At 52.3% G+C, this 14,066-nt stretch carries 12 protein-coding genes; 6 read left to right on the top strand and 6 right to left on the bottom strand.

All coding sequences use genetic code 11. The features are described from left to right. From RTY00_RS08200 to trxB, 3 genes are all read right to left on the bottom strand, one after another. Positions 1-102 (bottom strand): hypothetical protein (locus tag RTY00_RS08200; protein WP_312664092.1); only part of this gene is annotated, 102 nt, incomplete at its 3' end. Then, complete coding sequence (gene cydD / locus RTY00_RS08205) at positions 102-1,871, bottom strand: heme ABC transporter permease/ATP-binding protein CydD (protein WP_312664084.1); 1,770 nt, start codon at positions 1,869-1,871, stop codon at positions 102-104. The genes RTY00_RS08200 and cydD, both read right to left, overlap by 1 nt. 145 nt (positions 1,872-2,016) lie before the next feature. Next, positions 2,017-2,982, bottom strand: coding sequence for a thioredoxin-disulfide reductase (gene trxB / locus RTY00_RS08210; RefSeq protein WP_312664085.1), 966 nt, complete (start codon positions 2,980-2,982; stop codon positions 2,017-2,019). Positions 2,983-3,502: 520 nt separating this feature from the next. Here trxB and lrp point away from each other — a divergent pair. The 5 genes from lrp (at position 3,503) to serS (ending at position 11,036) form a co-directional block, all read left to right on the top strand. Then, positions 3,503-3,997 carry a leucine-responsive transcriptional regulator Lrp gene (lrp, locus tag RTY00_RS08215; RefSeq protein WP_312664093.1) on the top strand — a complete coding sequence of 165 codons (495 nt, stop codon included), beginning with the start codon at positions 3,503-3,505 and terminating at the stop codon, positions 3,995-3,997. Positions 3,998-4,116: 119 nt separating this feature from the next. After that, positions 4,117-7,503, top strand: a complete 3,387-nt coding sequence (locus RTY00_RS08220; RefSeq protein ID WP_312664086.1) for a DNA translocase FtsK 4TM domain-containing protein — start codon at positions 4,117-4,119, stop codon at positions 7,501-7,503. A 175-nt stretch (positions 7,504-7,678) separates the two neighbouring features. Beyond that, positions 7,679-8,290, top strand: a complete 612-nt coding sequence (lolA, locus tag RTY00_RS08225) for an outer membrane lipoprotein chaperone LolA (protein ID WP_312664087.1) — start codon at positions 7,679-7,681, stop codon at positions 8,288-8,290. A gap of 7 nt (positions 8,291-8,297) precedes the next feature. Next, the gene (locus RTY00_RS08230; protein WP_061717151.1) at positions 8,298-9,644 is read left to right on the top strand and encodes a replication-associated recombination protein A; all 1,347 of its coding nucleotides are present in this window, start codon (positions 8,298-8,300) and stop codon (positions 9,642-9,644) included. Between the two features lie 99 nt (positions 9,645-9,743). Continuing rightward, the gene (gene serS / locus RTY00_RS08235; protein ID WP_312664088.1) at positions 9,744-11,036 is read left to right on the top strand and encodes a serine--tRNA ligase; all 1,293 of its coding nucleotides are present in this window, start codon (positions 9,744-9,746) and stop codon (positions 11,034-11,036) included. Positions 11,037-11,205: 169 nt separating this feature from the next. Here serS and RTY00_RS08240 read toward each other — a convergent pair whose 3' ends face one another. Further along, complete coding sequence (locus RTY00_RS08240) at positions 11,206-11,403, bottom strand: hypothetical protein (RefSeq protein WP_312664094.1); 198 nt, start codon at positions 11,401-11,403, stop codon at positions 11,206-11,208. On the opposite strand from RTY00_RS08240, the gene RTY00_RS08245 reads away from it, so the two are divergent. Then, positions 11,351-12,502, top strand: a complete 1,152-nt coding sequence (locus RTY00_RS08245; RefSeq protein ID WP_312664089.1) for an MFS transporter — start codon at positions 11,351-11,353, stop codon at positions 12,500-12,502. The two genes, RTY00_RS08240 and RTY00_RS08245, sit on opposite strands and share 53 nt — an antisense overlap. A 55-nt stretch (positions 12,503-12,557) precedes the next feature. On the opposite strand, the gene pflA is transcribed toward RTY00_RS08245, so the two are convergent. Together pflA and RTY00_RS08255 are read right to left on the bottom strand one after the other, a co-directional pair. Further along, positions 12,558-13,298 carry a pyruvate formate lyase 1-activating protein gene (gene pflA / locus RTY00_RS08250; protein WP_312664090.1) on the bottom strand — a complete coding sequence of 247 codons (741 nt, stop codon included), beginning with the start codon at positions 13,296-13,298 and terminating at the stop codon, positions 12,558-12,560. 164 nt (positions 13,299-13,462) lie between these two features. Continuing rightward, on the bottom strand, positions 13,463-14,066 hold a 604-nt coding region (locus RTY00_RS08255; protein WP_312664091.1), incomplete at its 5' end, for a glycine radical domain-containing protein.

Raw genomic sequence — 14,066 nt, forward strand, 5'->3', positions numbered from 1 at the left:
TCCAATACTGGCAAGCAAGGTGACGATGGCAAGAACAACGCCAAGCCCTAAACGCCATGGATGACGGCTAAAAAGACGCAGGAAAGGCAATAAATTGTTCATTATGCGATCTCCTTCTGACGATGCTGCGCCATTTCGCGCAGTGGTCCATCTTGTGCAATCAGCTGCTGCCAGGGACCTTGTTGCACCAGTTGCCCCGCCTGCATCACCCACACTTCATCCCAACTCGCGAGCTCGTTAAGTTGGTGTGTGATCATCAGCGTGGTTTGCTGGGTGGCTGCCTGATGCAATGCGCTGATCACGTGTTGCTCACTTTCGCTATCCAATCCAGAACCCGGCTCATCAAGCAGCAGCAGTTGTGCAGGTTTAAGCAAGGCACGCGCCACGGCAATACGCTGCGCCTGACCAACGGAAAGGCCCACGCCACCATCGCCTAAAACGGTATCTAATCCTTGTGGCAGACGATCTAAAAATTCATCAACACCCGCGCGCTGTAGAACCGACATGAGCGTAGCGTCATCAATGCGGCTATTGAGCAGCAGATTTTCGCGCAGCGTTTGCGCGGGTAAATGGGGATTTTGGCCAACCCAGGTGATATGTTTTTGCCAGCTATCGCGGCTGATATCGCGCAGCTCCTGTCCATTGATCTGCAGCGAACCTTGATAAGGCAGGAAACCCAGCAAGACGTTCATCAGTGCAGTTTTCCCTGCGCCGCTTTGTCCTACTAACGCCACGCGCTTACCTGCGTCGAGAGTAAAATTCAGCGATTGAGACAGCGCTTCACCGCTGGCTGTTATCACCACCAAATTTTGCGCTTGGATATGTAGCGGTGCAGTGAGGGAAAGCTCAAGAGAACCTTGCTCTATGGCTGGATCGGGACTTTCTCGTAGAAATTGGTCCAGCGCATCAGCTCCACCAATCGCTTGCGCTTTGGCATGATAAAAGGTGCCTAAATCGCGTAACGGCTGGAAAAATTCAGGCGCCAGAATTAATGCCAGGAAACCAGCAAACAGGGTTACGCTAGTGCTGTAATGACCAAAATTCAGTTCGCCAAGGTAAGAGAAACCGAAATAGACCGCGACGACAGCAATCGCCAGTGAGGCAAAAAACTCCAGCACGGCGGAAGAGAGAAACGCCAGGCGCAACACTTCCATGGTGCGCTGACGGAAATCAGTGGTGCTGGCGGCAATCGCTTCTTGCTCTGCCGCGCCGCGATAGAACAGGCGCAGCGTTTCACGTCCACGCAGACGATCGTAAAAATCACCGCTTAGTCGGGCGAGAGCAACAAAGTTGCGGCGGTTAGCATCAGCCGCGCCCATACCAACCATCGCCATAAACAGGGGAATCAGTGGCGCGGTCACCAGCAGAATCAATCCTGCCGCCCAGTTAATCGGGAAAATAGCGATCAAAATGGCTAACGGAATAAAGACTGCCAGCGACATCTGCGGCAGATAGCGCGCGTAGTATTCCTGCATCTCTTCGATTTGCTCAAGCAGCAGCGTAGCCCAGCTGCCTGCGGGTTTACCCTGAATCCAGGCGGGACCAAGCGCATTGAGGCGATCCAGAACCTGCTGACGCAGCGCACGGCGAATAGCGACGCCAGCGCGATGTCCTGCCATTTCGCGGGCGTAATGTAATCCGGCGCGTAAAACAAAGCACAGCAGCAGCAACAGAAAATCGGTGAGCAGTGATGCGCGAGGTTGTTGCGCAACCAGCAGATTTTGCAGCAGTGAAGCCAGTAACCAGGCTTGGGCGATAATCACCAACGCGCCTGCAAAACCCAACAGCGAAGCCGCACGCAAGTTGCGCGCACCGTGATGACGTTGCTGACGGAGCCAGCGGAGAAGTTCTTGTTGCCGTGATTTGTTCATGCGATGCCGTTTGGTAACTCAAAAGAGATGTGAATCCCGGATGAAAACCCAGCAATGTCGGGCGCGTGAACTGTAGCACGCAGGTAACAAAAAAGGCGACCAAAACTGGCCGCCTTCTGGCGATTATGATCAGGTTATTAACAACTTACTTATCGTTTTTAACCAGTCCATCGAGGAAGCGTTCCGCATCCAATGCAGCCATGCAGCCGGTACCGGCAGAGGTAATGGCCTGACGATAAATATGATCCATCACATCGCCGGCAGCGAACACACCTGGGATGCTGGTTTGCGTGGCGTTACCCTGCAGACCGGATTGCACTTTGATGTAGCCATTTTCTAAATCTAACTGACCATCAAAGATTGCGGTGTTTGGACTGTGGCCGATGGCAACAAACAGGCCAGCGACGTCCAGTGATTCAGCTGCTTCACCTTTGGTAGACAGCAGTTTCAAGCCCGTCACGCCCATCTGATCGCCAACCACTTCGTCCAGCGTGCGATCGGTGTGCAACACGATGTTGCCATTGCGCACTTTTTCCATCAGGCGGTCGATGAGGATTTTCTCAGCGCGGAAGTTGTCGCGACGATGAATCAGATGCACTTCAGCGGCAATGTTTGCCAGATAAAGTGCTTCCTCAACGGCGGTGTTACCTCCACCAATGACGGCAACTTTCTGGTTGCGGTAGAAGAAACCGTCACAGGTCGCGCAAGCGGATACGCCTTTGCCCTTAAACGCTTCTTCTGATGGCAAACCGAGGTAGCGCGCCGATGCGCCAGTCGCGATGATTAGGGCATCAGCAGTGTATTCACCGCTGTCGCCGACCAGGCGGAACGGACGGTTTTTCAAATCGACGGTATGAATGTGGTCAAAAATGATCTCGGTGTTGAATTTCTCGGCATGCTCCTGCATGCGTTCCATCAACGCGGGGCCGGTCAGATCGTTTGCATCACCTGGCCAGTTCTCCACTTCGGTGGTGGTGGTCAGCTGACCCCCTTTCTCCAGCCCGGTAATTAATACCGGATTCAGGTTAGCGCGCGCTGCATATACCGCAGCAGTGTAACCGGCAGGGCCGGAGCCCAGAATGAGCAGCTTACTGTGTTTGGCCGTACTCATGCGTTCCTCAATTTTTTCTGACAACATAGTTTTTGATTGTAGGGAAATTAACGCCGCAAAAAAAGGCTTCAGCAATTTTGTTAACAATCACTGCGAGCGGCGTAGACGATGAGTGTAAATTTTGCACGCGCGTTGCGCCAAAAGGGGGCAATGCTCGGCAATTAGTGGTGCAGCAGCATAAAAATTCTCATTTAAAAACAGCAACCCAGAACTCTATCTGGCATCTTGTACTGAATTTGGATGTTTTACTTTGACAATCGCCTGCGCTTTTGCGAAAACATTGGGAGAAGCAGAGAATATTTAGCGATTCAAAACAGAATTTCATTTCTGTTTTAGCCTTTTTAGCCGAATAAACTCAGCCTGACATTGGTAGTGACGCATGATGTGGACAGACAACATGCGTCATACGGATGGACGCGTTACTGCACAGGCTTATGGTCTTCACTTCAGTAAGGCCCTGAACAATGAGCGTTTTCAGGGTGTGGCAGGTAAAGGGAAGGAATTAAGAGAGACAATAATAATGGTAGACAATAAGAAACGCCCCGGAAAAGATTTAGATCGTATCGACAGAAATATTCTGAATGAACTGCAGAAAGACGGTCGAATTTCCAATGTCGAGCTTTCCAAACGTGTTGGATTATCGCCAACTCCTTGTCTTGAGCGCGTACGCCGCCTTGAGCGCCAAGGCTTCATTCTGGGCTACACCGCGCAGCTCAATCCCCATTATCTGGATGCTTCACTGCTGGTTTTCGTTGAGATTACTCTGAATCGTGGTGCGCCAGATGTGTTTGAACAATTTAACGCCGCTGTGCAAAAACTTGAGGAAACTCAAGAATGTCACCTCGTTTCCGGTGACTTTGACTACCTGCTGAAAACCCGCGTACCGGATATGTCCGCCTATCGTAAACTGCTGGGTGAAACCTTGCTGTGTCTGCCGGGCGTAAACGACACCCGTACTTACGTGGTGATGGAAGAGGTCAAACAGAGCAATCGTCTGGTGATCAAAACCCGGTAGTGCAGGGCAGGTGCAAAGCTTGCAGGATTTCGGTACACTCCTGTGAATTCATACAGGACCAGCGTCGGGCATGCCCGACGTTGTTGCCTTCTTAATTTACAGGCACCTGGAGAGTTCTCTTGAGCCAGGAATATACAGAAGATAAAGAAGTTTCGTTACAACCGCTGAGCAGTGGACGTCGTCTGCTGGAAGCGTTGCTCATTCTTGTGGCCTTGTTCGCCGTCTATTTGATGGTGTCGCTGGTTAGTTTTAACCCTTCAGATCCAAGCTGGTCACAAACCGCATGGCACGAACCTATCCATAATTTGGGTGGTAGCGTCGGCGCATGGCTGGCAGATACGCTATTGTTCATTTTTGGCGTGATGGCTTACGCCATTCCTCCCGTCATTATTGGTCTGTGTTGGATCACCTTCCGTCAACGCGATCGTCAGGATTACATCGACTACTTTGCCGTGGGTTTACGACTGATTGGCGTACTGGCCCTGGTGGTAACCACCTGTGGTCTTGCGGCGCTCAACGTAGATGACATCTGGTATTTTGCTTCTGGCGGCGTCATTGGCAGCCTGGTCAGTAATGCGATGGCACCGTGGTTCAGTTCGGCTGGCGGCACCTTAACGCTGCTGTGCGTCTGGGCCGCCGGGATCACTCTTTATACTGGTTGGTCATGGCTGACGATTGCCGAGAAGATCGGCGGCGTGGTGATGAGTGTTCTGACCTTTGCCAGCAACCGTTCACGACATGATGAACCCTGGCAGGAAGAAGAGTACGACGACGAAGAGCAGGCTGATGAGGCGTCGCCTTCAATGCCTGCTTTACAGCCTGCAAATGAAGAAGACGATGTCTTGTTAGCCAAACCGCGCAAGATCAGCGAACCCGTTGCTGCAGAGTTGGGCGACGATCCGCTGCTGGCGAAGGCCAGTGCGGCAACTGCTGCTGCGATTGCGGTTACCACGCAAGCCGCACAGCAAAGCCCAGTCGTCGCGCAGCCTGCTTCAGGCGCGCCTGCAGAACCTGCCGCAATGCCGCGCGTTGCTGAATCTGGTGCCCAGCCAACTTCGGTTCCACAGCCTGTCGCTGCGGCGCCCGAACCGATCGCGCAACCTTCTACGCCGCTCTATCGTTTCGAGATGCCAAATGAACCGGCACCTTCACTGTTTTCGCCGGCTGATGACGATGAGGGCCCGAGCATGGGCAACTGGCAGGATGCTGCTTCATCTTCCGCGCCTTTAAACAGTGTCGCCGCTGCATCATTGGCTGCGGGAGCAGTAAAAGCGGCGTCTTCAACTGCTGCTTATTCGCCTGCCTTCGATATCGTGCCTGAGCGTGATTACAACCCGCAGGTGAAGCAGGGCATTGGTCCAGAATTGCCGCGTCCGAATAAAGTTAAGTTGCCAACTCGACGCGAGTTAGCGTCGTACGGCATCAAGTTGCCTTCGCAGCGTATGGCGGAAGAGCAGGCTAAAGATGCTGAGCAGCAACAGCCAGAAGTCACCGCGTCTTACAGCGTTCCACCACAGGAAGATGATGTTGAACTGCAAGAGTCACAGTTGCGTGAAGCCTTCGCATCACAGCAGCAGAATCGTTACGGTGAAAGCTGGCAGGACGCGTCTGAGCCTGAAGATGAGGATGCATTGCAGCAGGCTCAACTGGCACGTCAGTTCGCCGATCAGCAGCAGCAACGCTATAACGAACCTGAAGTGAAGGAAGCGCCGGTCTTTAATCTGGACACATCGTCTGCTTTTGATTTTTCACCAATGAAAGATCTGGTCGACGACAGCCCAAGCGAGCCGCTATTTACGATCTCTGCAACGCCAGAGCCGGAAGAACCCGCGCAGTGGCAGCAACCTGCTGCGCCGGAGCCTGCGTCATTACCTTCATTAAGTGCTGAATCTAGCCCGTGGTCGTCACCGGAACAGGAAGCCTATTCTACGCCTCCTGCACCAGTGAAACCTGCAGCGCCAGCGCAGGATAGTTTGTTCCATCCGTTCCTGGTTCGTCATGAACAACCACTGGAAAAACCTTCTACGCCGCTGCCAACGCTGGATCTGCTCACTTCTCCACCGGCAGAAGAAGAGCCGGTGGATATGTTTTCGCTGGAGCAAACGGCGCGTCTGGTTGAGGCTCGACTGGCTGATTATCGTGTGAAGGCGGAAGTGGTGGGTATTTCGCCTGGGCCGGTCATCACCCGTTTTGAGCTCGACTTAGCGCCAGGCGTTAAAGCCTCACGTATCTCTAACTTGTCGCGTGACCTGGCGCGTTCATTGTCAGCGGTTGCCGTGCGCGTGGTGGAAGTGATTCCAGGCAAGCCTTATGTTGGGCTTGAACTGCCAAATAAACATCGTCAAACCGTTTATCTGCGCGAAGTGCTGGATTGCCCTAAATTCCGTGAAAATCCGTCACCGCTTGCAGTGGTGTTGGGCAAGGACATTGCTGGCCAGCCGGTTGTGGCTGATTTGGCGAAAATGCCTCACTTGCTGGTTGCCGGTACCACCGGTTCCGGTAAATCGGTGGGCGTTAACACTATGATCATTAGCATGTTGTATAAAGCCACGCCGGAAGAAGTGCGCTTTATCATGATCGACCCGAAAATGCTTGAGCTGTCAGTCTACGAAGGCATTCCGCACCTGCTGACCGAAGTAGTAACTGATATGAAGGATGCGGCCAATGCGCTGCGCTGGAGTGTCGGTGAAATGGAGCGTCGCTATAAGCTGATGTCTGCGCTGGGCGTGCGTAATCTTGCCGGATATAACGAGAAGATTGAGCAGGCTGCGGCGATGGGCCGACCAATTCCCGATCCGTTCTGGAAGCCGGGCGATAGCATGGACACCACGCCACCGGTGCTGGAAAAACTGCCTTATATCGTGGTACTGGTCGACGAATTTGCCGATCTGATGATGGCGGTCGGTAAGAAAGTTGAAGAGTTGATTGCTCGTCTGGCACAGAAAGCACGTGCGGCGGGTATTCACCTGGTGCTGGCGACACAGCGTCCGTCGGTCGATGTGATTACCGGTCTAATCAAAGCCAACATCCCGACACGTATCGCCTTTACCGTTTCCAGTAAGATCGACTCACGCACCATCCTCGATCAGGGCGGTGCGGAATCGCTGCTGGGCATGGGTGACATGCTGTACATGCCGCCTAACTCCTCAATGCCTGTACGTGTGCACGGTGCATTTGTGCGCGACCAGGAAGTCCATGCGGTGGTTCAGGACTGGAAAGCACGTGGTCGTCCGCAATACATCGAAAGCATCACCGCTGGCGAAGAGAGTGATAGCGCGGCTGGCGGAATGATGGGTGATGAAGAGCTGGATCCGCTGTTCGATCAGGCTGTCTCTTTCGTGGTGGAAAAACGCCGGGCGTCCATTTCCGGGGTTCAGCGCCAGTTCCGTATTGGTTATAACCGTGCTGCGCGCATCATCGAGCAGATGGAAGCGCAGGGCATCGTTTCTGAACCAGGACACAATGGCAACCGTGAAGTGCTTTCACCGCCGCCACACGAAATGTAAATTATCACGTGCAATTGTCTACTTATGGGCCAGTTAACACTGGCCCATTGTTTATCTGTTGGTCGATCCCCATATCTTCGGGAGCTTTCGGCTTTTTCTCCTGTCGAAGAGACAGGACGACAACTACGTTTAATGCAGTAAGTGTCGGGAAACAATGAATAAGGAATCGAATCAGATGAAATTACGCGTTATTGCCTGTGGCCTGTTGGCCAGTTTTGTTTCCGCATCAGTATTGGCGGATGCGTCCAGCGATCTGCAACAGCGTCTCAATAAAGTGAACAGCTTCCATGCCAGCTTCAGTCAGAAAGTGACCGATGGCAGCGGCGCTAACGTGCAGGATGGTGAAGGTGAGCTGTGGGTTAAGCGCCCAAGTTTGTTTAACTGGCACATGACCGCGCCGGACGAAAGTGTAATTATCTCTGATGGCAAAAATCTATGGTTCTACAATCCCTTCGTTGAACAAGCCAGTGTTAGCCTGCTGCAAAATGCGGCCAGCAATACGCCATTTATGCTGATTGCGCGTAACCAACCAAGCGACTGGAAACAGTACAACATCAAGCAGCAGGGTGATAACTTCGAGCTAACGCCGAAAAGCAGTGATGGCAACCTCAAGCAGTTCACTATCAATGTGACATCGTCTGGCACCATCAATAAATTCAGCGCAATTGAGCGAGATGGTCAACATAGCGATTATCAGCTGAAGAGCCAAAACAACGGCGCCATTAGCCCAGACAAATTCACCTTTACGCCGCCAAAAGGGGTAACGGTGGACGATCAACGTCAGTGAGGTCACGGTGAGTAACCTGTCTCTGGATTTCGCACCTTCGAATGAGTTTCAGCCGCTGGCCGCGCGTATGCGGCCAGCTACGCTGCAACATTACATTGGGCAGCAGCATTTGCTGGCGCCTGGTAAACCGCTGCCGCGCGCTATTGAGGCTGGGCATCTGCATTCGATGATTTTGTGGGGACCGCCGGGGACGGGGAAAACGACATTAGCTGAAATCATTGCCCATTACGGTAAAGCCGATGTTGAACGTATTTCTGCGGTGACTTCTGGCGTCAAAGAGATTCGTGAAGCGATCGAGCGTGCCCGGCAAAATCGCCAGGTGGGTCGACGTACCATTCTGTTTGTCGACGAAGTCCATCGCTTTAACAAAAGCCAGCAGGATGCATTCCTGCCGCATATTGAAGATGGCACCATCACGTTCATCGGTGCTACTACTGAAAATCCCTCGTTTGAGCTCAACTCGGCGCTGCTATCGCGTGCTCGCGTCTATTTACTCAAATCTCTTACCACTGCTGATATCGAACAGGTTCTGCTGCAGGCGATGCAGGATGACGATCGCGGTTATGGCAAAAGCGATATTGTGCTGCCGGATAATACGCGCCGTATGATTGCAGAGTTGGTGAACGGGGATGCGCGTCGGGCTTTGAATACGCTGGAAATGATGGCGGATATGGCTGAGAGCAACGCCGAAGGCCAGCGTGAATTAACGCCACAATTGCTCAACGAAGTTTCCGGTGAAAGAGCGGCGCGTTTCGATAACAAAGGCGATCGTTTCTACGATCTGATCTCCGCTTTGCATAAATCGGTACGCGGTTCAGCACCTGATGCGGCACTTTACTGGTATGCAAGAATCATCACCGCCGGCGGCGATCCGCTGTATGTCGCACGCCGATTGCTGGCTATCGCTTCGGAAGATGTGGGTAACGCCGATCCGCGCGGCATGCAGGTTGCGCTGGCGGCCTGGGATTGCTTTACGCGCGTCGGTCCAGCCGAAGGCGAAAGGGCGATTGCGCAGGCGATTGTCTACCTTGCCAGCGCACCCAAAAGTAATGCCGTTTACACCGCTTTCAAAGCCGCGATGCGCGATGCCCGCGAATTTCCTGACTACGATGTGCCGGAACATTTACGCAATGCTCCGACCAAATTGATGAAGGAGATGGGGCTGGGTAAAGAGTATCGATATGCGCACGACGAGACTAACGCCTATGCCGCTGGCGAAGTCTATTTCCCGCCAGAAATGGCGCAGACACGCTACTACCAACCGACTAATCGTGGGCTCGAAGGGAAAATTGGCGAAAAACTCGCCTGGCTGGCTGAGCAGGATCAAAATAGCCCGATAAAACGCTACCGCTGATAAACACCTTACGGTAAGGTGAGCAAGGATTTCATTGAATTCCATAGGGATGCAAGTCCCGCCATTCGTTCAATTAACCTTTTATTACACAGGATTAGCATGCTCGATCCCAACCTGCTGCGTAACGAGCCAGACGCAGTCGCAGAAAAACTGGCACGCCGAGGATTCAAACTGGATGTGGAAACCTTACGTTCGCTCGAAGAGCGTCGTAAAGTCTTGCAGGTAGAAACTGAAAATCTGCAAGCTGAGCGTAATTCCCGATCCAAATCCATCGGTCAGGCCAAAGCACGTGGGGAAGACATCGAGCCGCTGCGTCAGGAAGTGAACGCACTGGGCGAACGCCTGGATGCGGCTAAAGCAGAACTGGATGCCCTGCAGAACGAAATTCGTGACTTTGTCCTCGCATTGCCAAACCTCCCGGTTGACGAAGTCCCGTTAGGTAAAGATGATAGCGAGAACCAGGAAGTCAGCCGCTGGGGCCAGCCGCGCCAGTTCGATTTCCCGGTAAAAGACCATGTTGAGCTGGGTGAAGCCGCCAAAGGTCTGGATTTTGCAGCTGCTGTGAAACTGACGGGTTCACGTTTCATTGTCATGCAGGGCCAGATTGCGCGTCTGCACCGTGCGCTTAGCCAGTTTATGCTTGACCTGCACACGCAGCAGCACGGTTATCTTGAAACCTATGTTCCGTATCTGGTTAATCAGGAAACGCTGTATGGGACCGGACAACTGCCGAAATTTGGTGAAGATCTGTTCCATACCAAGCCGCTGGGCGAAGAGGCGGGTAGCAGCAACTATGCCTTGATCCCAACTGCTGAAGTGCCGCTGACCAATCTTGTGCGTGATGAGATCGTTGAAGAAGAATCTTTGCCGCTCAAACTCACCGCACACACGCCATGCTTCCGTTCTGAAGCTGGTTCGTACGGACGTGATACGCGCGGTTTAATCCGTATGCATCAGTTCGACAAAGTGGAAATGGTGCAGATTGTAGCGCCTGAAACTTCTATGGACGCACTGGAAGAGTTGGTCGGCCATGCAGAGAAAGTGCTGCAGCTGCTCAATCTGCCATACCGTAAAGTGCTGCTTTGCACCGGCGATATGGGCTTCGGTTCTGCCAAGACTTACGATCTGGAAGTTTGGCTGCCAGCTCAGGACACTTACCGTGAAATCTCCTCTTGCTCCAACATGGGTGATTTCCAGGCTCGTCGTATGCAGGCGCGTTGCCGCAGCAAAACCGACAAGAAACCACGTTTGATGCACACCTTGAACGGTTCTGGTCTGGCGGTTGGTCGTACTCTGGTTGCTGTGCTGGAAAACTACCAGCAAGCTGATGGCCGCATTGAAGTGCCAGAAGTGTTGCGTCCTTACATGGGCGGACTGGAATTCGTTGGCTAATCAACGCGCAATTATACAAGCCCGGCAATGCCGGGTTTTTTGTTTTCTTAAGCTTAAAGATAATTATTTTTTAGTCGGAATTAATCAGAAATAAACGTTATCGACAATAAATGGCCAATAACCATTAAAAATCATAAATTCAAATAGATAGATGCCTGCCTGTTATCTTTCATCCCACCTCTAAACCGCTGAAGATAAATAAAATAAATTGTGCTGCAGCAAATCGTGCGGCGACGATTTTTTGCACATTGACTTTAAAATAGCAAATGGCAAACTGCGCGCAATTATCGTCATCTCTTTTGGTTTTATTCCCTATGTCAACCTGGTCGCGCCCCGTCGTTTTGCTGCTTTGCGGCTTAATGCTCATGACGGTGTCTATTGCTGTGCTTAATACGCTGGTACCGCTATGGCTTACCCATGATCAATTGCCAACCTGGCAAGTGGGTATGGCTAGCTCATCGTATTACACCGGTAATTTACTGGGCACTTTGCTCGCGGGCTGGTTGATCACTCGTTACGGTTTTAATCGCTGTTTCTACCTGGCCAGCGTGCTTTTTGCCGTGGCGAACATGGGCATGATGATGCTGGATGGTTTCTATAGCTGGACCATGCTGCGCTTCACCGCAGGTGTGGGTTGTGCACTGATTTGGGTGGTGGTTGAGAGCGCCTTATTATGCAGCGGTACCGTACGTAATCGTGGTCAGCTGCTCGCGGCATACATGATTATCTATTACCTCGGCACGGTTGCCGGCCAGTTGCTGGTGAGTCGCGTGTCGACAGAGCTGCTCCACGTGATTCCGTGGGTGACTGCGCTGATTATCTGTGCGGTATTGCCGGTCGTGTTTGTGCATGTTAACGCTAGCGCTGCGACGGAAGAGGCTTCAACGGGTCACCTTTGGGTGATGTTGCGTCGTCGTAGTTCTCGTCTCGGTATCAATGGCTGCATCATTTCCGGTATCGTTCTCGGCTCGCTTTATGGCTTGATGCCGCTGTATCTGTCACATCAGGGCATGAGTGATGCAACTGTCGGTTACTGGATGGCGTTACTGGTTAGCTCGGGCATTGTCGGCCAGTGGCCAGTAGGACGTTTAGCCGATCGCTTTGGTCGCCTGATGGTACTACGTGTGCAAGTATTCGTGGTTATTCTCGGTGCGATTGCCATGTTGGGTGATGCTGCGATGGCACCAGCACTGTTTGTGCTGGGTCTGGCGGGTTTCACCCTCTACCCAGTGGCCATGTCCTGGGCGTGCGAAACCGTGGCGCATCATGAGTTAGTGGCGATGAATCAGGCATTACTGTTCAGCTACACCGTGGGCAGTTTGGTGGGGCCGGGAATGACGTCAATGCTTATGCAGAACTACTCTGACCGCCTGCTGTTTGTGATGATTGCTGCAGTTGCACTGGTTTATCTGGTGATGTTACTGCGCAAAGCCGATCATCAGGCAACGCCGGTTGCACATGCTTGACGCATTAATATGAAATAGTAGAAAGGGGAGCCAGCGGCTCCCCTTTTATTTGCGGTTAATACATCACTTCATGACCGTAGCTGGCGAGGATATTTTTCACTCGCTCCATGGTTTCCTTGCTCGGCGGCTTAACACCATCCAGCTTGTACTCTTCACCCATGGCAACCCATTTGTGTTTGCCTAACTCGTGATAAGGCAGCAGTTCAATCTTCTCAATGTTATCCATATCCTTAGTGAACTCACCTAAGCGATGCACGGAATCATCATCATCAGAGTAACCAGGCACAACTACGTAACGAATCCAGGTGCGTTTGCCTCTCTTCTGCAGATAGCGCGCAAAGTCCAGCGTGCGGTGGTTGGAAACGCCCACCAAAATCTCATGCACATCATCATTGATCTGTTTTAAGTCGAGCATGACCAAATCAGTGGCATCCAGCAATTCGTCGATCACCGGATCGTAGCGACGTACAAAGCCGTTGGTGTCGAGACAGGTGTGAATACCTTCAGCCTGGCAGGCGCGGAACCAGTCTCGCACGAACTCAGCTTGTAAGATCGCTTCGCCACCCGACGCCGTCACGCCGCCGCCAGATGCATTCATAAAGTGACGATATGAGAGCGCATCCTTCATCAACTCTTCAACGGTCACTTCTTTACCGCCATGCGTATCCCATGTATCGCGGTTATGGCAATACAGGCAGCGCATCAGACAGCCCTGAAAAAAGGTGATGAAACGGATGCCTGGGCCGTCTACGGTGCCGCAGGATTCAAAGGAGTGGATACGACCGATGGTTGACATTGCGATGAATTCTCCAGATGAGCCTGAACATCAGGCAGCACAATCTATGTCGTGCTCTAAAAGTGAAAGTCGATTTTGCCAGGTTGCCAGCACCAGCAAGCTGGCAAAACGGACTTGTGGAGAAAAGGCTCCCGCAGGAGCCTTTTAATCTCAGTGAAGTGCTCTTACAACGACTGAGTAAACGTACGGGTAATTACATCTTTCTGCTGTTCTTTGGTGAGCGAGTTGAAGCGAACAGCATAACCGGATACGCGAATGGTCAGCTGCGGATACTTCTCAGGATGTTCCATCGCATCCAGCAGCATCTCACGGTTCATCACGTTAACGTTCAGATGCTGACCGCCCTCAATGTTAGCTTCATGGTGGAAATATCCATCCATCAGGCCAGCAAGGTTAGTTTTACGCACGTTATCATCTTTACCCAGCGCATTTGGCACGATGGAGAAGGTATAAGAGATGCCGTCTTTAGCGTAAGCGAAGGGCAGTTTCGCGACCGAGGTCAGTGAAGCCACCGCACCTTTCTGGTCACGGCCGTGCATTGGGTTAGCACCCGGTCCGAACGGTGCACCCGCACGACGTCCGTCTGGCGTGTTACCGGTTTTCTTACCATAAACCACGTTAGATGTAATGGTCAGTACTGACTGAGTTGGCACCGCATTGCGGTAGGTTTGCAGTTTCTGAATTTTTTTCATGAAACGTTCAACTAGATCGCACGCCATGTCATCAACGCGCGAGTCATTGTTACCAAACTGCGGATACTCACCTTCA

The sequence above is a fragment of the Pantoea sp. CTOTU49201 genome (assembly GCF_032054795.1).
Taxonomy (GTDB): Bacteria; Pseudomonadota; Gammaproteobacteria; order Enterobacterales; family Enterobacteriaceae; genus Pantoea; species Pantoea symbiotica.

What these genes read in the sequence shown, in the direction of transcription:
- lrp (WP_312664093.1), top strand. Translation starts at nt 3,503, where the DNA reads ATGGTAGACAATAAGAAACGCCCCGGAAAAGATTTAGATCGTATCGAC.
- pflA (WP_312664090.1), bottom strand. Translation starts at nt 13,298, where the DNA reads ATGTCAACCATCGGTCGTATCCACTCCTTTGAATCCTGCGGCACCGTA.
- serS (WP_312664088.1), top strand. Translation starts at nt 9,744, where the DNA reads ATGCTCGATCCCAACCTGCTGCGTAACGAGCCAGACGCAGTCGCAGAA.
- cydD (WP_312664084.1), bottom strand. Translation starts at nt 1,871, where the DNA reads ATGAACAAATCACGGCAACAAGAACTTCTCCGCTGGCTCCGTCAGCAA.
- RTY00_RS08245 (WP_312664089.1), top strand. Translation starts at nt 11,351, where the DNA reads ATGTCAACCTGGTCGCGCCCCGTCGTTTTGCTGCTTTGCGGCTTAATG.
- RTY00_RS08240 (WP_312664094.1), bottom strand. Translation starts at nt 11,403, where the DNA reads ATGAGCATTAAGCCGCAAAGCAGCAAAACGACGGGGCGCGACCAGGTT.
- lolA (WP_312664087.1), top strand. Translation starts at nt 7,679, where the DNA reads ATGAAATTACGCGTTATTGCCTGTGGCCTGTTGGCCAGTTTTGTTTCC.
- trxB (WP_312664085.1), bottom strand. Translation starts at nt 2,982, where the DNA reads ATGAGTACGGCCAAACACAGTAAGCTGCTCATTCTGGGCTCCGGCCCT.